We start from the raw sequence: 17,971 nt of genomic DNA, 5'->3' as shown, positions 1-17,971 counted from the left end.
ATAAAGGCAACTTATTGAGAAATTACTGACTGTATTTTGTAAAAATATGAGTAGGTGAAAATAAGTCTTAGATTGAGGTGTTAAATGGTCAATCTAGGTTCTAAACACAGAGGCACATTAATTTTGATAAGTAAAAGTAAAACATAGTAGATCTTTCAATGATTAGGTCATTTATTTTCTGAATAAGCTTGGTAAAAATCGACTTTGAGTTGGATAAAATGCTCCATATCGTGCAGGAGTTGGAAAAGGGTAGCTCTGGTTTCAAACTCTTCTCGAGTTTGAGGTAGAGGTCGCTCTCTGAAGGTTGCATTGAATAATTCAATATCCAATAACAATTCTTTTGCTGAATTCTCTCTGCTGAGTTGTTGGGCTGTTCGCTCAAAGAGGCTGGCTAGGATGATGTTCTCTCGGGCTTCCAGTAAACACTTATTGATATTGGTTGCCATGGTCCGTAATATTTTGCTTTGTGCAGCCCGCATTTCAAAATAATGGACTTGATAATTTGTTTGTTGAAAAACTTGGTTGTGGCGTTCTAAATAGACAATCTTTAGTGCATCGTCCAGCATGTGATCGAGTTCGTTGATGAGGGTTGCATCATTCCTACCGTCCCCTTTGATTAAAAACTGTTCAAAGCGTAGGAGAATCTGTTTCAACTTGTCTTCAACTCTTTCGTGATATTCCTCAATCATGCGTTCTTGAGAAGGCATATAGAGATTCGAAATTAAGGCTGTCAAGGCTCCAATCAGAAACAAGCCCATCTCATTGGTCAAGAGGGAAATGGATAGGCTTTCCTCAAGCATTAAGTGAGTGACCAGGACTGTAGCGGGTGCGATTCCTGCCTCCCACCGAAAATGGTAAGCAAGAGGAACATAGAAGACTAAGTAGACACCTAAAGTCCAAATCCCGAAACCTAGCAAGTAAAAAGTTATCGTTGCGATAGATAAGGCAAGTAGAGTGGAATAGAAGCGATTAAGAGCCATTTTATAACTGGATTTTCGAGTATCCAAAATACTTAAAATTGCAATAATTCCGGCAGAAGTTGCGTATGATAATCCCAGCCAATCTGCCAGATAAATTGATAGAACAGTTGCTAAAATAAGTTTTATTGTTCTGTGTAAGAGAGGCATATTCCACTTCTTTCTAATTGATAAAAATATTGTAACACAAAGTAAAACGATAGTGAAAAAATTGGAGTTATTAAAAAGTTTTCATTTTAAAATGAGGTGTTGCAATTCTGTTCTTTCGGTGCTATACTGTGGTGATGTAAGGAGAAGTGAAAAATGACTGAGAAAGATAGTTTAAGCTTTGAACGTGGTAGTAAGGCTGGTTTTCTTATTGCTCTCGGGGTGGTTTATGGAGATATTGGTACAAGTCCACTTTATACCATGCAAGCTCTTGTTAGAGGCCAAGGAGGAATTGGGGCTGTGAATAAGGAATTTATTCTGGGTTCTATCTCTTTAATTATTTGGACTTTAACTATAATTACGACAATTAAGTATGTATTGATTGCGTTGAAGGCGGATAATGATCATGAGGGGGGGATTTTTTCCTTATATACCCTTGTGAGAAAAAGAGCCAAATGGCTCATCATTCCTGCTATGATTGGTGGCTCAACTTTGCTAGCAGATGGGGCGTTGACGCCAGCTGTAACAGTCACTTCTGCTATAGAAGGTTTACGAAGTGTTCCGTTGTTGGAAACCTTTTATCAAGATGAATCAATCGTTATTGCAACGAGTTTAGCGATTTTGACAGTATTGTTTAGTATTCAACGATTTGGAACAGGCTTTGTTGGTAAGGTATTTGGTCCAGTCATGTTTATCTGGTTCTTATTTTTAGGACTTGTCGGTTTAACAAATACTATCACTTATCCAGAAGTTTTTAAGGCATTCAATCCTCTTTATGCGATTTCCTTATTAATGAGTCCTGAAAATAAGGAAGGTATTTTCATACTGGGTTCAGTATTTCTTGCTACTACCGGTGCGGAGGCGCTTTATTCAGATTTGGGGCATGTTGGTAGGGGAAATATTTATGTTAGTTGGCCATTTGTAAAAGTATCCATTTTGCTATCTTACTTCGGACAAGGTGCATGGATTTTGTCACATCAAACAGAGTCAATTACTTTAAACCCATTTTTCGCGAGTGTTCCCCAAGGATTAAGCATGATTGCTGTGATTTTAGCAACTCTTGCTGCAATCATTGCATCACAAGCGCTCATTTCAGGCTCTTTTACACTCGTTTCAGAAGCAATGCGCTTAAAATTGTTCCCTAGATTACGAATTACTTATCCTGGTGCTAGTTTAGGTCAGTTATATATTCCAAGGTTAAATTGGCTTCTTTGGATGACGACCTCTACAATTGTTCTCTATTTTAGGAGTGCAGAAAAAATGGAAGCAGCTTATGGTTTGGCGATTACTGTGACCATGTTAATGACTTCTATTCTATTGACTGAGTTTGTGAGACAATCGGGCATCAAACCCTGGCAAGCCTATCTGGGTCTGGCATTCTTTTTGTCGATAGAGGGAATGTTCTTCTTATCATCGGTCATTAAATTTGTTCATGGTGGTTATGTGGTTGTTATTATCTCTCTATTCATTTTATTTGTCATGTTTGTTTGGCATAAAAGCAATCAAATATTATCTCATTATACAAAATTGCTCCCATTGTCTAAGTATATGGGGCAATTACAAGCCTTATCTCAAGACAAAAGTGTCCCCCTTTATGCAAGTAATTTGGTTTATCTCAGTAGACATCTACAGGGACATTTCATCGATCACTCGATTCTCTACTCAATTTTGGAGAAAAAATCAAAGCGGGCTAATCAATACTGGTTTGTGCGTGTTCATGTAACAGACCAACCCTACACAAAAGAGTACTCAGTTGACACCCTGGATACAAACTTCTTGATTAAGGTAGATCTTTATTTAGGGTTTAGAATGAGACAGGACGTCTCTCGATACTTAAGAACCATTGTGGGTGACTTAATGAAACAGGGAAGAATACTCAAACAGAAACAGGTATATAGTTTACAAGATGAGAAAGAAATTGGAGATTTTCGTTTTGTTATCATAGAAGAGACCATGGCCAATTCACCTGAATTGAATACATTTGATCGATTTATTCTGGGGATGAGAGCATTCATTAAACGTTATACAGCTTCTCCTACCCGCTGGTTTGGTTTACAATTCTCAGAAGTAACTGTAGAGCGGATTCCCATTATTTTGTCAGGTGTTCGACCGTTGCCGATTGATGAAAGAAAGCAAAAAGTTCTCTGAAATTTCCAGAGAACTTTTTAATTTATGCAATTAAAGCAATAATTCCTTCTACCAAGTAGCAGACCAATTTGTAGCTTTCATTGATAAGGATAAGCTTGATTGGACGTTGCTCAAAAACATAGTTTTTTAATGAAGCAAGTACAGCAGTTACCCCCATGCCACCAGCCGCATGTAGTGGTGAAACATCAAGAGTTTTGATAAAGAAAATTGCAACAACGGCTGTAACAACTTCAATTGCTAAAGAAATCATCATTTCTTTTTGACCGTTTTTACCAGCTTGACGGTCAGCTTCAACCTTTGCCATATCAATGCCAGAGGCTTCAATCCAGGCATCGCGGAAAATCAAGCCGTACCATAAGCCGCCAATGGCAAAAGTAATCAGGCCTGCCACAATTCCCAAAATAAGTGTCATAATATAGTAAAATGAAACAAAAACAGTACATCTGTAGTATAATGTACTTATGGCATATTCATTAGATTTTCGTAAAAAAGTTCTCGCATACTATGAGAAAACTAGCAGTATTACTGAAGCATCTGTTGTTTTCGATATTTCACGCAACACCATCTATCAATGGCTAAAATTAAAGGAGACTACAGGCGAGCTTCATCACCAAGTTAAGGGAACCAAACCGAGAAAAGTTGATAGAGAAAAATTAAAGAACTATCTTGATGCTCATCCAGATGCTTTTTTGACTGAAATAGCTTCTGAATTTGGCTGTCATCCAACAGCTATTCATTACGCTCTCAAAGCTATGGGATATACTCGAAAAAAAGGAGCTGCACCTACTATAAACAAGACCCTGAGAAAGTAAATCAGTTTCTTAAAGAATTTAATAACTTAAGTCACCTGACACATGTTTATATTGACGAAACAGGGTCTGAGACATATTTTCATCGAGAATATAGTCGATCTTTGAAAGGTCAGTTAATCACAGGTCAAATCTCTGGAAGAAGATTCCAGCGGATATCTTTAGTTGCAGGTCTAATAAACGGTGAGATTATAGCCCCGATGACCTACAAAGAAACCATGACTAGTGACTTTTTCGAAGCTTAGTTTAAAATATTTTTACTACCCACTTTAGATAAACCATCTGTTATCATTATGGATAATGCAAGGTTTCATAGGATGAATAAGCTAAAAGAGTTATGCAAGGAGCAGGGTCATAGACTTTTACCACTTCCACCTTACTCACCTGAGTATAATCCTATTGAGAACATGGGCTCAAATCAAAAAACACCTCAGAAAAGTATTGCTAAATTGCGATACTTTTCTTGAGGCACTTCTGTCCTGCTCTTGTTTCAATTGACAATATCTCCTTTTCTTCCGATTGTACGGACGAATAACATGGTTTTAAGAATGAGTCAAGGGTTATCGGCTATTACAAAGAGAAATCCCTTTTTTAGAAAACCTATGCTATAATACTCTTATGGAAGAAAATGATATCGTATATGGCGTACATGCTGTAGTGGAGAGTTTGGAGGCCAACACTGGTAACAAGCTATACATTCAGGATGATTTGCGCGGAAAAAATGTAGAAAAAATCAAGGCACTGGCGGCAGAGAAGAAGGTGTCGATTTCTTGGACGCCGAAGAAGACCCTGTCTGACATGACAGAAGGTGCCGTTCACCAAGGTTTTGTCCTACGAGTCTCTGAGTTTGCCTATGCGGACCTATCGGTGATTTTGGAAAAAGCGGAAGCAGAAGACAATCCTCTCATTCTCATCTTGGATGGTCTGACAGATCCTCACAACTTGGGCTCGATTTTGCGGACCGCAGATGCGACTCAGGTAGCGGGCATCATCATTCCCAAGCACCGAGCAGTTGGCGTGACGCCCGTTGTGGCAAAGACCTCAACAGGAGCGGTGGCCCATGTCCCAATCGCCCGAGTGACTAATCTTAGCCAAACCCTTGATAAGCTTAAGGAGGCTGGTTTCTGGGTATTTGGTACTGATATGAACGGAACCCCAAGCCACAAGTGGAATACAGCTGGCAAGCTAGTACTTATTATTGGCAACGAAGGTAAAGGGATTTCCAGTAATATCAAAAAGCAGGTGGATGAGATGGTTACCATTCCTATGAAGGGCCATGTCCAATCCCTCAACGCCAGCGTAGCAGCTGCTGTGCTGATGTACGAAGTATTTCGGAAGAAACTTTAGATGAAAGAAAAGATTCTGCTTGTTGATGGTTATAATATGATTGCTTTTTGGAGATCAACTAAACAAGATTTCAAAAAAGGTCATTTAGATGCCGCAAGGACTACCTTGCTTCGCATTCTTTCCCACTATGCTTCATTTGAGAATATAGACATCATTTGCGTTTTTGATGCTCATCATGTTCCCGGAAGTCGTCAGCATTATGATGAATTTAATGTTCAAGTTGTGTTTACTGAAGAGGAAGAAACGGCAGATAGCTATATTGAACGCTTGAGTGCAGAGTTAAATAGTGATCCTCGCAAACAGGTTACGGTAGCAACGAGTGATTTAAATGAGCAATGGGTTGTTTTTTCACAGGGAGCCTTACGAGTATCTGCGCGTGAGCTAGAAGAACGGACAAATGTAATCAAAAAGGATTTGGATAAATTTGTGGATCAAGTTGAATTGTACACCCCGCGTCTGAATCCCTGGTCAGATCAGCAGTTTAAAGCCTTAAAAGAAGTGATGGAGGATATGACTGAGTGAGTTTTAAAATAGTAACGGATTCTACCTCGGATTTGTCAAAAGGATGGGTGGAAGAACATGGGGTTGATGTACTAGGCTTGACCATCAATTTAGATGGTCAAACCTATGAGACTGTAGGGGACAATCGCCTTACTAGTGCTACATTGCTAGAGAAGATGGAAAGTGGTAGCCAGCCGATGACCAGTCAAGTAAATGTCGGTCAGTTTGAAGAAGTTTTTGAAGTGGCAGCCAAGGAAGGTCAAGAGGTGCTTTATCTCGCTTTCTCAGCAGCTCTTTCAGGGACCTATCAGAGTGCGGTCATTGCACGCGACATGGTCTTGGATCAATACCCGGAAGCAGCCATTTCCATTATTGATACGAAGGCGGCGACCATAGGTGAAGGCTATCTTGTTATGAAAGCCGTTGAGGCGCGTGCTGCGGGTAAAACATTGGTGGAGACCATGGCAATCGTAGAAGATTTGGTGCCACGCTTGCGGACCTATCTCTTAGTTGATGATTTACAACACTTAGTGCGTGGTGGCCGTCTGTCCAAAGCTGCAGGTTTGATCGGTGGATTAGTGAATATCAAGCCCCTCATTTCGCTCAATGCTGATGGAAAACTAGAATCAATAGCTAAAATCCGTGGTCGTAAAAAAGGAATCAAGCAAATGTTGAACCTGACCTTGGATAACTTGGATCATTCTACAATCATGGTTGCTTATACGGGTGATATTGAGGCGGCAGAGGGCGTCAAATCTACTTTATTGGAAGACGACCGTGTTTCTGATGTTCTATTGACAGAATTAGGACCAGTTATTGCCACTCATACAGGTACAGGAGTCTTAGCGATTTTATCAATTGGGACAGAAATGAGAGCATAGATTCTAAGGGAAATTTCTTGCAAAGATGTATTCCTTTTTGTGTGGCAGTGACATATTGCAGAATAGGATAATCAAAAGGAATTAAGATGTCACTAATCATCAGAAGAAAAGAAGAAAAGGATCATCGGGCGGTTGAACAACTGACGCGTGAGGCCTTTTGGAACGTTTATCACCCAGGCGCGCTACTGAGCACCTCATTGTGCATTAATTACGGAACAAAAAACACGTCATAAAAGACCTCAATCTTGTCGCGGAAGCCGACGGTCAGTTGGTGGGGCATATCCTCTATGTGGCGTCGTGGCGTCGGAGATCACGGCAGACGGAATTTGCCTGCCCAGTATGACCTTTGGTCCCTTAAGCATCTCGCCAGAGCATCGGGGCCGCGGTTGCGGCCAGGCTCTGTTAGAACATTCACTGGCTTTGGCGGAAAATAGCGGAGCAGTCTTGGTGGCCATTACAGGCTTTCCTGATTACTACAGTCGATTTGATTTTGTAAGGGTAAGGAGGTTGGTGTTCGCTATCAGTCGGACCCAGAAGCCGATCATTTCTTGGTTAAGTTATTTCGGCCAGAAGCCTTGGACGATCGAGACCGGTGGTTTACAGACCCTCCAGGTTATGAGGTGAACGAAGCTGAATTGCAAGTATTTGATCAAACTTTTTCAGCTAAGGAAAAATTGGTACTTCCAGGTCAACTAGGGGAGTAGAACGACTGTTTGCTTTGGAAAATTCATTTGCAATCGCTCACATGATTCAAAGCTCTGCTATTGGTAAAAAAATAAAAAAAGTAAAGTAAAATAGCTTGACGAGAACCACCATATTTGATAGAATGGTAGACGGTATTGTTTACCCCATTTGAAAGGCCCCGGAACCTTCCAAATACCTGCGGAACGGAACATCCGCTTAGTAAACAAAAACGATTCGTATAGGAGAAATCATGAACAAAACAACATTTATGGCTAAACCAGGCCAAGTTGAACGTAAATGGTATGTAGTAGACGCTACTGATGTACCTCTTGGACGTCTTTCAGCAGTAGTTGCTAGCGTTCTTCGTGGTAAAAACAAACCAACTTTCACACCTCACACTGATACTGGTGACTTTGTTATCGTCATCAACGCTGAGAAAGTGAAATTGACTGGTAAAAAAGCAACTGATAAAGTGTACTACACTCACTCATTGCACCCAGGTGGTTTGAAATCAATCACAGCTGGTGAATTGCGTTCTAAAAACGCTGTTCGTTTGATTGAAAAATCAGTTAAAGGTATGCTTCCACATAACACACTTGGTCGTGCCCAAGGCATGAAATTGAAAGTGTTTGTGGGTAGCGAGCACACTCACGCTGCACAACAACCAGAAGTACTTGATATTTCAGGTCTTATCTAAGGGAAAGGACGTAATCTAAATGGCACAAGCACAATACACAGGTACTGGTCGTCGTAAAAACGCGGTTGCACGCGTACGTTTGGTCCCAGGTACTGGTAAAATCACAGTAAACAAAAAAGATGTAGAAGAGTACATCCCATACGCTGACCTTCGTTTGGTTATTAACCAACCATTCGCAGTAACTTCAACACAAGGTTCATACGACGTTTTCGTTAACGTGAACGGTGGTGGTTACGGTGGTCAATCAGGTGCGATCCGTCACGGTATCGCGCGTGCATTGCTTCAAGTAGACCCAGACTTCCGCGATTCATTGAAACGCGCAGGCCTTCTTACACGTGACGCTCGTATGGTTGAACGTAAGAAACCAGGTCTCAAAAAAGCCCGCAAGGCATCACAATTCTCAAAACGTTAATACCCAGTTATATCAACGTTTCAGAGCACTTTGCGAAGTTTTCGCAAGGTGCTTTTTTTGATGTTTTTGAACTTGTGATAACCTTTTTGATAACCCTTTAGAAACTTTATTCTAGAAAAAATCTCAATCAAGAGATATTATTTTGCTTGATTGAGATAGTCCGCAAATTTTTTGATGGAGTTTTGCTCTCCAGTTTTTGTTGTATGGGTATAAATATCAAGTGTCATTTGACTACTTGCATGCCCTAAACGTTTAGAGGTATTAGTTGGGTCAATTCCGATTTCTGTCATAAGTGTAGCATGAGTATGTCGAAATCCGTGTGGACTGATAGGTTTTAACTTGTATTTTCTGATAATCCGTTTGAGGATATTATTGAGATAGTCCGCATGTAAAGGTTCAAACTGGTCCGAGTTTGTCAAGTAGGTAAACATGTACTCATTAGAAAGGTCAATTTTTGAAATCGCTAACTGATTTTGTTCCTGCCTATAAAGTTCTTGCCAATGCTTTAAGATGTCAATGGTTTCACTATCTAAATATATTGAGCGAACTGAAAAACTATTTTTAGTACCTTTTTCGATAGCATGACCATCAATCCTACCGATACTCTTATTGATAGTTAGTAGATTATTATCAAAATCTAAGTCTCCCCATCTTAGAGCGTAAAGTTCTCCCTTCCGTAAGCCGCTATAAGCTAGTAAACGAAACAAGGCAAAGTGTTTATAGGGTTCTATCTCTTTTACGATTTTTAAAAAGCGATGCAATTCTTCAAGAGACCAGAAGTTTTCTGATTTCTCTTTTTTTATTTTTGGCATGATAACATTAGCCATCGGATTTTTGTCAATATAGTTCATGTTGATGGCAAAATCAAATATTTTAGATGTGTAAGACTTGATATGCTTCATATTTTTGAAGGTCTTTGATTTTTCTGTAATAAAATTTTGACATTCCAATGGACTGATACGACTAATTGTCTTATAACCAAAAATTGGAAGGATATGAATGCGGTATATATCCTTAGTCTTTGCAGCAGTGGTAGCTTCAACAGTATTTTGATAAGCTTGGAACCATTCTTGATATAGTTCCTGATAGCTGATCTTGGTATTTTGCTTGGATGCTTTTAGAACATCTGAAAGTTGACCAGTTTCTAGCCTAGCTTCATATAGCCTAGCCTCTTTTTTAGTTTTAAAGCCTCGTTTTAGATGTCTCTTCTTTTTTCCGTATTCATCTAAACCGATATAAAAGCTAACATAATAAAAAAATCCTTTTTTTGTTTCGTATTTATGTATAGACATAACAGTTCTCCATTTCTAAGTTTTCGGAGCTTATGTAATTGAGAAACTGTTCGTTTATTTTTTGTGTCGATCTTCTTGCCTAATTCGGTATTCTTCAGTCTGAATCCAAGTTTGCCAAATTTCTGACTCACGTTTTAAACTATTCATGTGTTTAGTGAAGGTTTTCATGAATTCTTCCTCATGATTAACCAAGTAACGAGCTAAAATGCGTCTAAAATCGTCTGAGAAGCCCTCATTTAAGGGCATAGACAAATGAATCTCCCCTAATTCAATTCCTTTCTTCAGCTTCTCCATATCGCTTTTAAAAGGTGTTACAGAACTAATCTCGGAAACTTTAAAGCTGTCTGTGATAATGTCCATAGTTGACGGCGCTTGTCTATTATCGTCAAGTCCTAAGATGTAAGCAACAGATACTCCAAAATAATCAGCTAATTTTTGAGCATTTCCTTTTTTGGGTTGACGAATGCCTTGATTGTATCCCGATAAGGTAGGATAAGCAATATCTGTAGCAGAACTAATCTCAGTTAGTTTTTTGCCACTCTCTTCTATCAGTTTTGCAATATGATTGGTCATAAATACCTCCTTGAGAGTATTATAACACATTTAATTCTTTTTGAATAAAAATAGTTGACATAAATTCCAAAAGAATATATAATTCAAAATGAATAATAAATAAATTTTCGGAGTTTATTTAATTGAGAAATATAAATGAGGTAATCTTATGGCTGATGAAACCACTTTAGTTGTACAACTACCGAAATCATTGGAAAGACAGTTGAGAGCTTACTATGACGAGATGGTTAGTAGTGCCATCGCACGTGCTTTAGAGGATAAGGAACTCTATAAGCCAATGGTTCGGATGTCTGCCTTATCCCGCTGGTTAGATGTTTCAACGACTACGATTCAAAAATGGACACGAGAAGGAATGCCTACAATGGTCATTGATGGCGTGACTCTTTACGATAAACGAGCAGTTACACGTTGGTTGAAGCAATATGAAAGATGAGGTAGGGCATGGCTAATAGACGAATGTTGAGTAAGACAGTGGTGCAGACGCAACGCTTTCTACGCCTACCACTTGAAGCACAGGCCCTTTATTGTCACTTAGTAGTTAATGCGGATGACGATGGGATTGTTGAGGCATTTCCGATTATGCGAATGATTAACGCCAATGAAGATAGCCTAAATTTATTAACCCTTAAGCAGTATTTACTCTTGTTAAACAATGAGATGGTTTACTTTATCAAGGATTTCTTTGAGCAGAATACCATCAAAGCAGACCGTTACACACCTAGTAATCATCGTCAACTCCTTATCGATTATCTGAAGGATAATCAATTGTTAGAGAAGATAAATCTAGGTCCACGCTTAATCAATTACCTTCAAACTACTCGGCTCCAAGTTGGAACCAGTCTGGATCCAGATGGGAACCTCAATATAATTAAAGATAAGATAAGTAAAGATAGGATAGGTAAAGATAAGTTAAGTCAAGATAAGATAGGATTAGATAATGATCCAATCTCATCACGACTGACTGATGATATCTGGTTAATGGAAACGCTATGGCATCGAGAATTAACCCAACATGAGAAAGTATTACTAGAGGAAATAACAGTTGAACATTCCTTATTGCAGTTAGCTATTCAGAAAACAGCTGAGCTTGAATCAAGGAAACAAAACATGAGTTACGTCAAAGGGATACTAACGAATTGGGAAGCTAGAGGACTTATCACTGCTGACCAAGTGATAGCATCTGAAAAAGACTACCATCCATTGGAAATTTCAAATGTGGAAGTATCTGAAGATTTCTTAGCAGCTATGGATTTATGGAAAGATTAGGAGGATAACTAGAGATGACAGTATATTATCAATTAGAGAATATGTTAGTGGCTGGTTTTAAGTCACAAGAGGAGTACGACCGCTACCTGGCCCTCAAGAAGGACTATGAAAGTGAGACAGAGGACTATAGCTTTTCGATTAGAGAAATCACAAATCAGCTTGAAATCATTTGTCAGGCCTCAGAGAATGATTTTCCGAACTTATCAGAAGCATTACTGACCGATTATTTAGAACTGGTAGAAGAGTTGAAACGATATGATACTAATCAGGCAGATAGCTATTTAAGGATGGTCCGTCATGTCTGAACGTGTCAGAACTATTTTAAAGAAGTTTTATGTGACGGAGTTGCAGAATGAAGTCCTTAATCAGTTAGTGGATGATTCAGGATTAGTGACATTCTCTAATTATGCTCGTCGGATGCTCTTTAAGGAAACGTCGCTCTTTATTCAATTTGATGATACTCAGTTTGATGAAATGATTTATTCTCTGAGACGCATTGAAAATAATTTAAGGCAGTTATCTAAAATTGCAGAGCAGTCTCAAGATAGTCATGCCTACAGAGCTATGGACTATAGCAGAAGGCTAGTTTCAAATTATGAAAAGCAGTTAACACGTTACCACAAGAAAAAGAGACGAAAATTATTATCTAAGGGAACTTAATGGTTAAAAAGAGAATTAGGAATGTTATTAAACAAGTCTTTTTGTCTGAAGAAGAAAATCAAAAACTGTTAGAGCGAATGAAGCAAGATGGTTTTTCAAACTTTTCTCGTTTTGCTAGAAAGCAGTTATTAAAACCTGATTTTGAAGTCTGGACAGTGAGCTTTCCAGAATATTTGTCGCTGACAGGTAGATTATTATTTGTTGGTAGAGTAATTAATAGCCTCGCTAAAAGCGCAACCCAGTTTGGAAAAATTTCCCAACAAGATTTGATGGAATTAGGTCAGTTGATGGAGGAACTTGTAGAATTTGTGGAGAAACAATTGAAGGAAGACAAGCAACGAATAGCTAAGAAGTGATAGTCTTCCAGTCATTTTGATGACCTCATTTTAAAATATGATAGCAAAAACGCTGATGCTGATCAACGTTTTTTATCATGTCGTCGTGAAAACTCCCTGTACGGACAATGTACGGCACCGTATCAAGTACGGAAATGTCCTTAAAATATCAAAAGGACTTTGCGAGCTCAGACAGTGTATACACACTATCATTAAAATAGAAACATCAGTAAAGGTCAGATTGACCCTTTTAACTGATAGTTCAATTTTATTTTGGGGAGAATCCCCAAACCCCTGTGCATCTTATATGTTGATTTTTGCAACTTATAGACCAAAAGAACATAAATTTTATTGATGGAGTTATACTAACAATGTCAAAGGTGACAAATTATCAATAAGGAGGAAACCTATATGAAACCCTGCAAACAAACATTTGCAATTTACGGATTGCTATCTGGTTTAATTTATGGGCTTGTTTTCTTGTTTTGGAAAGGATAAAAAGTTATGGAACAACTAGAAATTTCAGAATTTCAAACACAAGGTTTTGAAGTCAAAAAACTAGATACAGATGATTTCTTATCTAGTGACCAAATGAACTGGAGTGTAACATTATGCTGCTGTCCATGTTGCTGTTGTTGTGGTTAATTTTTTAACCCAATTATTAGTTGTCAATAAAGCACTATAGTGATTCATTGCTTTTCAATTGGATTCTATAGTGCTTTTTTATCCATAAATTAGGGAGTTTTGAGTATGAGAACAAATATTACTTATTATATGTCATCGGAGGAAAAAATCTATATCAAGGATGGAACAAATATTTATGAATTGAAAGATTTCCCACAGAAAGAGTTTGAATTGTGTTGGAAAAGTTTACAAAACAGGAATCATGAAGATATTGATAATAATTTGTGCGCAATATATTTGACAGATTCATTTATTGAGAGTAATATTCCCGAATTTACTTCTGTTCAAAGAGATTTTGTTAATAAAATAATTTTGATGTTGGGTGGTGATTAAAGTGAATAATGTTTTTGAAATATCAAATATTACCAAATCATTCAAAAATAAACAAATATTAAAAGGTGTTGACTTGGTTGTGAACAAGGGTGATATCATTGGACTTTTGGGTTTGAATGGTGAAGGAAAGTCCACTTTAATAAAAATAATTTTAGGTATACTTTCTCAAGATTCTGGGGAGGTTAAGAGGAATTTCGATATTAAATCTGATGTTGGGGTTATGTTGCAGGAAATTTCTATGCCTGAGAAGATGAAGGTCTACGAATGGTTAGATATGGTGAAGCGCTTTTCAACCAATTCCAAATCAGTCGAAAGTATTTTAGATAGTGTTAACTTAAGAACAGTGAAGAATAAATATTGTGACTCTTTATCAGGTGGGCAACAAAGGCGAGTTCAATTTGCTACTGCGATAATTAATAATCCTAAAGTACTTATATTGGATGAACCAACAGTCGGGATGGATGTAGTATCAAAAAAAGCATTTTGGGAGACGTTAAACACATTTTCGTTCAGTAAAGATTTGACAATAATCTTGATTAGTCATGATATGGAGGAAGTTTCTGAGTTCTGTAATAGAGTACTTATTTTGTCAAAGGGGCTATTAGTTTCAGATAGTAAAATGACTAATGTTCAGGATAAAATCGAAAAACGTTCATCGTATTCAGTAGATAAGAGTCAAATAACTCAAAAACAATTAGAAGTAATTAAAAAATTTAGTTTTGAAGAGACTGATTCTGAAATAGAATTTAAGTATCAAATGATAGATGAAGTAGTATCTATAGGAAAAATTCCTATTTCGATTATAAAAAAGAATCAAAGTAATCTACGTCAATATTTTATGGAGGTATTAGAAAATGTTTCAAGCGAGTAGACTTTTCTTCTTAATATGGTTGGATATAAAAAGGGTTTTTAGAGATACCAAATATGTATTATTTATCATTGCTTTGCCTGTCATTTTTTATATTATATATACAGCGATTTTTCCTAAAAATGCTAATGTTAACGGTGTACCGTGGTCAGAGTATTGTTTAATTTCTATGATTGCTTTTGGAATTATGGGGAATGCAATCAATCTCCTTGGTACTAAAATTGCAGATGAACGAAAAAAAAAATGGTATACTTATTTGAGAGTATCTCCAGTTAATTCTATTTATTATGTGATTAGTCATGTATTTTCATATTTGTTGATCTCAGTTGCTTTTACATTCCTTATGTTTGTAGTTGCCTACCTTTATAAAGGAATCAATTTAGGAGTACTTGAAACGATTAATATAGGAATTACACTAAATATTGGAAGTGTTGTATTTTTAATTATGGCCTTGCTAATCGGTAGATTAGATAGTTTGTCTCAACCAATCGGAACAATAACATATTTAGTGCTTTCTTTTTTGGGTGGTTTATGGATGCCAGTGGCAGCTATGCCAAAATTTCTTTCTCAGATTGCAACTTTCTTGCCATCGTATAACTACGCTCGCCTGGGGTGGCGATTGTTAGAAAATAAAGGTATTGATGTTAGATCTGTAACTATTCTCTTTATTTATATTATATGCTTCTTGGGAATCTATATCTTTTTACAGAGAAAGGAGCAGGCTAATTAGGAGGCTTTTTTGAAAATAAACGAGTACTTTGGAAATATATCTAAATTAGAGAAAATGTTGTCCGAGTGGATTGATTTACCAGTCTCTTTAAACGTACGCTCAGCAGAAGCGAAAAATATAACATTTCTTTTTGAAAATTTTAGTGAGGAAGAGATTGTTAGTTTTTTTAAAGATAATATTCAACAGACTGAACATGCCGTTGTAGGTTATAGACAAGATGACACTTATGGAGATATATTAGGAAAATGCGACTATCAGGATGTGCTGTATTTTGAAGGTATTGGTGATAAGGTATATGCTTATGCTGACAATCTCACTTTGCGTCTAAAAAATAAGTTGTATGAGATAGAAGAGTTCAGCAAATTATATGTGAGAATTAGTAAATCTTTTATTGTTAATATATTAGTTGTAGAAAAAATTTATCCTTCTCTGAATGGAAAATTTATCATTGAATTAACAGATGGTCAAAACTTAACGGTTTCTCGAAAATATAAAAAACAATTTTTAGAGTACTTGGAGGATTAGTGGTGAAATACTTAAAAAAACTTCTACTCTTGCTTTGCATTGGTGCAATCTATAATCTATATTTTACTCTTATAAATTCAGGTTTAACGTCTTGGATCAATATTATTATATTCATAGTATTTGGATATGTTGAAGTACTTGCTTTAGAGTTGTTATTTAAATACTCCATTAAATTTCAGAAAAGCATCTATATCCAAATACTTACTATATTTTTAATATCTAGTATAGTTGAAATAGCATATATGCTGGTTACTGGTTTGAGTTTTACTATAGCGATTCATTTTGTTTTGCTAGGAATACCTATTACAATCATTGGTTTACTGTATTGGAAATATCATGTTGATAAAATTGAAAAATTATTAAGAGACAAAAAATCTAATCTATCGAATTGATTTTCATGATTAACATTGCTATTCGAGTTTCTAAATTACAAAAGCTCCGAAAACTCATTTTTGATAACCTCTTGATAACCCTTTGTCTGAAATAATAGGTTAGAAGTGATAAGAAACGAATAAAGTATCTAATAGGTGCTTGGAATTACTGACATTTATCAAAGAATGATAAATGAGATAAAAAACCAGGTCTTAAGAAAGCTCGTAAAGCTAGCCAGTTCTCAAAACGTTAAGAACCAGCTACAATACAGCATTTACAACACTTCATGGTTCACACCATGGGGTGTTTTTTTGACGTTTTTTAACAAAATTCACACCATTTTTCACACCAAATTCACATCATTACTTTTTAAGATTACGATAGGCAATCTCTCCAACAGCCATTGGAATAACATTCGAAGCATTGACATAAGTCTTTGTTGTAATCGTGTCACTATGGGTTAGAGCTTCAGAAATAGCTTCAATAGACGTTCCAGCCTGTTTAGCAAGTGTAGCACCTGTATGCCTTAGTTTATGTGGTGTGGCGTGTGTAAAATATGGGTGACGATTTTTAAATGTTCTCATCTTATTGTTAAGATAATCTGCATGCAGAGGTTTATTTATGTTTCCTTTGGTATCTATATATGTAATCTTGTTTGTCGCAAGAGAGGTTTAGTAAAAAACTAGTGGTACTGAGTATTTTGACAGATTTTTATAGAACTAGATCAGATGGTATTTAGATTTATGAAGGATTGTGAGACTTTGGGTGAATGTCAAAAAGAAGTTTAGTAAATACAAAATATGTAAACAGAACCGCAGTAAATTATCTGCGGTTTTCTTGTATTCTGATTATCTGTCAGTATCAGACACCATGTATTGTAAATGAAATTTAAGTTCTGTTCATGTTTTGCCTTTTTTTGAGAGCTAACTTACATTATTTCAGGGAACTTCAAACACTCTCAGAAATAGTTAAAGTTAGGCATAGAAAATGGTATAATAGGTGGAGATATAAACGTTTTCAAGGAGTAGGTTTTGGAAGAGAGCTTAATTAAATCAAAACAACGTGTTCAAAAACATGGAGAAGTCTTTACACCTGCTTGGATGGTTCAGAAAATGCTGGATACTCCTGGAGTGAAAGAAGCTTGTGAAAGTGTATATAAGACCTTTTTAGAGCCATCTGCAGGCGATGGAAATTTTTTGCAAGCAATTTTAGAGAGAAAGCTAGAGGCTGTGGTCAGACAGTATGACAAACGAAATTGGAAAACAAAGTCTTTATTCGCTCTCTCGTCCATCTATGGCATAGAGTTTTTAGAAGATAATTTGGAAGTGGCACGTTCACGGATGTTTCTTTGTTATTTAGACTGGTACGAGCAAGCTTTTGGAACTAGACTAAATAGCAAAAATGATATCTATCAATCAGCACACTATCTTATTCATAAAAATATTGTGAGAGGAAATACCTTGACTCAGCAGCATCCAGTTACAGGGGAGCCTATTAGGTTCAATGAGTGGCAACTGGTCAAAGGTCATCCAAGTTTGGTAAGAAAAATTCCTTTTGCACTTTCAGAACTTTTGGGTATGGAAGTAGAAGACGATCGGACAGTCGTGGAAGGACAACTGAGTTTTTTTGATATAGATGATGAATTTATTATTGAGAATGAATCTGTTAAAAAAGCAGATACGATAAAAGAGATAACTATTCAAAAAGTGTATTTACTAGGAGATTAGGCT

22 protein-coding genes and 3 pseudogenes are annotated in these 17,971 nt (G+C 36.9%); 20 read left to right on the top strand and 5 right to left on the bottom strand.

The features are described from left to right. Positions 1 to 167 precede the first annotated feature (167 nt). Positions 168 to 1,127, bottom strand: coding sequence for an aromatic acid exporter family protein (locus tag D2A30_08780; protein ULL21653.1), 960 nt, complete (start codon positions 1,125 to 1,127; stop codon positions 168 to 170). Between the two features lie 153 nt (positions 1,128 to 1,280). Here D2A30_08780 and D2A30_08775 point away from each other — a divergent pair, with 153 nt between their 5' ends. Beyond that, complete coding sequence (locus D2A30_08775; GenBank protein ID ULL21652.1) at positions 1,281 to 3,272, top strand: potassium transporter Kup; 1,992 nt, start codon at positions 1,281 to 1,283, stop codon at positions 3,270 to 3,272. Between the two features lie 22 nt (positions 3,273 to 3,294). Here D2A30_08775 and D2A30_08770 read toward each other — a convergent pair whose 3' ends face one another. Then, the gene (locus D2A30_08770; protein ULL21651.1) at positions 3,295 to 3,684 is read right to left on the bottom strand and encodes a DUF1761 domain-containing protein; all 390 of its coding nucleotides are present in this window, start codon (positions 3,682 to 3,684) and stop codon (positions 3,295 to 3,297) included. Between the two features lie 49 nt (positions 3,685 to 3,733). On the opposite strand from D2A30_08770, the pseudogene D2A30_08765 reads away from it, so the two are divergent. From D2A30_08765 to D2A30_08735, 7 genes and pseudogenes are all read left to right on the top strand, one after another. Then, a pseudogene (locus D2A30_08765) lies at positions 3,734 to 4,579 on the top strand (IS630 family transposase). 120 nt (positions 4,580 to 4,699) lie between these two features. Further along, positions 4,700 to 5,428 carry a 23S rRNA (guanosine(2251)-2'-O)-methyltransferase RlmB gene (gene rlmB, locus D2A30_08760; protein ULL21650.1) on the top strand — a complete coding sequence of 243 codons (729 nt, stop codon included), beginning with the start codon at positions 4,700 to 4,702 and terminating at the stop codon, positions 5,426 to 5,428. Next, entirely contained in the window at positions 5,429 to 5,950 is a 522-nt protein-coding gene (locus D2A30_08755; protein ID ULL21649.1) for an NYN domain-containing protein, read from the top strand. Further along, positions 5,947 to 6,810 carry a DegV family protein gene (locus D2A30_08750; protein ID ULL21648.1) on the top strand — a complete coding sequence of 288 codons (864 nt, stop codon included), beginning with the start codon at positions 5,947 to 5,949 and terminating at the stop codon, positions 6,808 to 6,810. Before D2A30_08755 ends, D2A30_08750 begins: the two co-directional genes overlap by 4 nt. 339 nt (positions 6,811 to 7,149) lie before the next feature. Beyond that, positions 7,150 to 7,434 carry a hypothetical protein gene (locus tag D2A30_08745; protein ID ULL21647.1) on the top strand — a complete coding sequence of 95 codons (285 nt, stop codon included), beginning with the start codon at positions 7,150 to 7,152 and terminating at the stop codon, positions 7,432 to 7,434. Between the two features lie 310 nt (positions 7,435 to 7,744). Further along, entirely contained in the window at positions 7,745 to 8,191 is a 447-nt protein-coding gene (locus D2A30_08740) for a 50S ribosomal protein L13 (GenBank protein ULL21646.1), read from the top strand. 19 nt (positions 8,192 to 8,210) lie between these two features. Beyond that, a complete protein-coding gene (locus D2A30_08735; GenBank protein ID ULL21645.1) occupies positions 8,211 to 8,603 on the top strand; it encodes a 30S ribosomal protein S9 in 393 nt (130 codons plus the stop codon). Between the two features lie 137 nt (positions 8,604 to 8,740). Here the strand turns inward: D2A30_08735 and D2A30_08730 are convergent, their stop codons facing one another. Together D2A30_08730 and D2A30_08725 are read right to left on the bottom strand one after the other, a co-directional pair. Beyond that, a complete protein-coding gene (locus D2A30_08730; protein ID ULL21644.1) occupies positions 8,741 to 9,895 on the bottom strand; it encodes a site-specific integrase in 1,155 nt (384 codons plus the stop codon). A gap of 54 nt (positions 9,896 to 9,949) precedes the next feature. Further along, positions 9,950 to 10,468 carry an XRE family transcriptional regulator gene (locus D2A30_08725; GenBank protein ID ULL21643.1) on the bottom strand — a complete coding sequence of 173 codons (519 nt, stop codon included), beginning with the start codon at positions 10,466 to 10,468 and terminating at the stop codon, positions 9,950 to 9,952. Positions 10,469 to 10,616: 148 nt separating this feature from the next. Between D2A30_08725 and D2A30_08720 the strand changes: the two genes are divergently transcribed. The 11 genes and pseudogenes from D2A30_08720 to D2A30_08670 all read left to right on the top strand — a co-directional run bounded on the left by D2A30_08720 (position 10,617) and on the right by D2A30_08670 (position 16,261). Continuing rightward, a complete protein-coding gene (locus D2A30_08720) occupies positions 10,617 to 10,901 on the top strand; it encodes a DNA-binding protein (protein ULL21642.1) in 285 nt (94 codons plus the stop codon). Between the two features lie 8 nt (positions 10,902 to 10,909). Further along, positions 10,910 to 11,395 (top strand): annotated as a pseudogene (locus tag D2A30_08715) (hypothetical protein). Between the two features lie 51 nt (positions 11,396 to 11,446). Next, on the top strand, positions 11,447 to 11,734 hold the full coding sequence (locus D2A30_08710; GenBank protein ID ULL22025.1) for a DnaD domain protein: 288 nt from the start codon (positions 11,447 to 11,449) through the stop codon (positions 11,732 to 11,734). A gap of 14 nt (positions 11,735 to 11,748) precedes the next feature. Continuing rightward, positions 11,749 to 12,039, top strand: coding sequence for a hypothetical protein (locus D2A30_08705; GenBank protein ID ULL21641.1), 291 nt, complete (start codon positions 11,749 to 11,751; stop codon positions 12,037 to 12,039). Further along, a complete protein-coding gene (locus D2A30_08700; protein ID ULL21640.1) occupies positions 12,032 to 12,394 on the top strand; it encodes a transposase in 363 nt (120 codons plus the stop codon). The genes D2A30_08705 and D2A30_08700 overlap by 8 nt, the downstream gene beginning before the upstream one ends. Next, the gene (locus tag D2A30_08695) at positions 12,394 to 12,750 is read left to right on the top strand and encodes a transposase (GenBank protein ULL21639.1); all 357 of its coding nucleotides are present in this window, start codon (positions 12,394 to 12,396) and stop codon (positions 12,748 to 12,750) included. Before D2A30_08700 ends, D2A30_08695 begins: the two co-directional genes overlap by 1 nt. A gap of 729 nt (positions 12,751 to 13,479) precedes the next feature. Further along, on the top strand, positions 13,480 to 13,746 hold the full coding sequence (locus D2A30_08690) for a hypothetical protein (GenBank protein ULL21638.1): 267 nt from the start codon (positions 13,480 to 13,482) through the stop codon (positions 13,744 to 13,746). Between the two features lies 1 nt (position 13,747). Further along, the gene (locus D2A30_08685) at positions 13,748 to 14,617 is read left to right on the top strand and encodes an ABC transporter ATP-binding protein (GenBank protein ID ULL22024.1); all 870 of its coding nucleotides are present in this window, start codon (positions 13,748 to 13,750) and stop codon (positions 14,615 to 14,617) included. After that, the gene (locus tag D2A30_08680; protein ULL21637.1) at positions 14,601 to 15,344 is read left to right on the top strand and encodes an ABC transporter permease; all 744 of its coding nucleotides are present in this window, start codon (positions 14,601 to 14,603) and stop codon (positions 15,342 to 15,344) included. Before D2A30_08685 ends, D2A30_08680 begins: the two co-directional genes overlap by 17 nt. A 9-nt stretch (positions 15,345 to 15,353) precedes the next feature. Beyond that, positions 15,354 to 15,869: a LytTR family transcriptional regulator gene (locus D2A30_08675; GenBank protein ID ULL21636.1), complete on the top strand. Its 516-nt coding sequence runs from the start codon at positions 15,354 to 15,356 to the stop codon at positions 15,867 to 15,869. Positions 15,870 to 15,871: 2 nt separating this feature from the next. Then, positions 15,872 to 16,261: a hypothetical protein gene (locus D2A30_08670; protein ULL21635.1), complete on the top strand. Its 390-nt coding sequence runs from the start codon at positions 15,872 to 15,874 to the stop codon at positions 16,259 to 16,261. Between the two features lie 342 nt (positions 16,262 to 16,603). Here D2A30_08670 and D2A30_08665 read toward each other — a convergent pair. Continuing rightward, positions 16,604 to 16,888: pseudogene (locus tag D2A30_08665) on the bottom strand (site-specific integrase). Positions 16,889 to 17,272: 384 nt separating this feature from the next. Here D2A30_08665 and D2A30_08660 point away from each other — a divergent pair. Beyond that, on the top strand, positions 17,273 to 17,968 hold the full coding sequence (locus tag D2A30_08660; protein ULL21634.1) for a methylase: 696 nt from the start codon (positions 17,273 to 17,275) through the stop codon (positions 17,966 to 17,968). The last annotated feature ends 3 nt before the right edge of the window (positions 17,969 to 17,971 follow it).

Origin of the sequence: Streptococcus suis (genome assembly GCA_022354845.1) — a bacterium.
GTDB classification, from domain to species: domain Bacteria; phylum Bacillota; class Bacilli; order Lactobacillales; family Streptococcaceae; genus Streptococcus; species Streptococcus suis_AA.
The sequence above is the reverse complement of the archived record's forward strand: the minus strand, read 5'-3'. Positions and strand labels throughout refer to the sequence as shown.

Coding starts and splice junctions, on each gene's coding strand:
- D2A30_08780 (ULL21653.1), bottom strand. CDS start 1,127: ATGCCTCTCTTACACAGAACAATAAAACTTATTTTAGCAACTGTTCTA.
- D2A30_08775 (ULL21652.1), top strand. CDS start 1,281: ATGACTGAGAAAGATAGTTTAAGCTTTGAACGTGGTAGTAAGGCTGGT.
- D2A30_08770 (ULL21651.1), bottom strand. CDS start 3,684: ATGACACTTATTTTGGGAATTGTGGCAGGCCTGATTACTTTTGCCATT.
- rlmB (ULL21650.1), top strand. CDS start 4,700: ATGGAAGAAAATGATATCGTATATGGCGTACATGCTGTAGTGGAGAGT.
- D2A30_08755 (ULL21649.1), top strand. CDS start 5,429: ATGAAAGAAAAGATTCTGCTTGTTGATGGTTATAATATGATTGCTTTT.
- D2A30_08745 (ULL21647.1), top strand. CDS start 7,150: ATGACCTTTGGTCCCTTAAGCATCTCGCCAGAGCATCGGGGCCGCGGT.
- D2A30_08740 (ULL21646.1), top strand. CDS start 7,745: ATGAACAAAACAACATTTATGGCTAAACCAGGCCAAGTTGAACGTAAA.
- D2A30_08735 (ULL21645.1), top strand. CDS start 8,211: ATGGCACAAGCACAATACACAGGTACTGGTCGTCGTAAAAACGCGGTT.
- D2A30_08730 (ULL21644.1), bottom strand. CDS start 9,895: ATGTCTATACATAAATACGAAACAAAAAAAGGATTTTTTTATTATGTT.
- D2A30_08725 (ULL21643.1), bottom strand. CDS start 10,468: ATGACCAATCATATTGCAAAACTGATAGAAGAGAGTGGCAAAAAACTA.
- D2A30_08720 (ULL21642.1), top strand. CDS start 10,617: ATGGCTGATGAAACCACTTTAGTTGTACAACTACCGAAATCATTGGAA.
- D2A30_08710 (ULL22025.1), top strand. CDS start 11,447: ATGGAAACGCTATGGCATCGAGAATTAACCCAACATGAGAAAGTATTA.
- D2A30_08705 (ULL21641.1), top strand. CDS start 11,749: ATGACAGTATATTATCAATTAGAGAATATGTTAGTGGCTGGTTTTAAG.
- D2A30_08700 (ULL21640.1), top strand. CDS start 12,032: ATGTCTGAACGTGTCAGAACTATTTTAAAGAAGTTTTATGTGACGGAG.
- D2A30_08695 (ULL21639.1), top strand. CDS start 12,394: ATGGTTAAAAAGAGAATTAGGAATGTTATTAAACAAGTCTTTTTGTCT.
- D2A30_08690 (ULL21638.1), top strand. CDS start 13,480: ATGAGAACAAATATTACTTATTATATGTCATCGGAGGAAAAAATCTAT.
- D2A30_08680 (ULL21637.1), top strand. CDS start 14,601: ATGTTTCAAGCGAGTAGACTTTTCTTCTTAATATGGTTGGATATAAAA.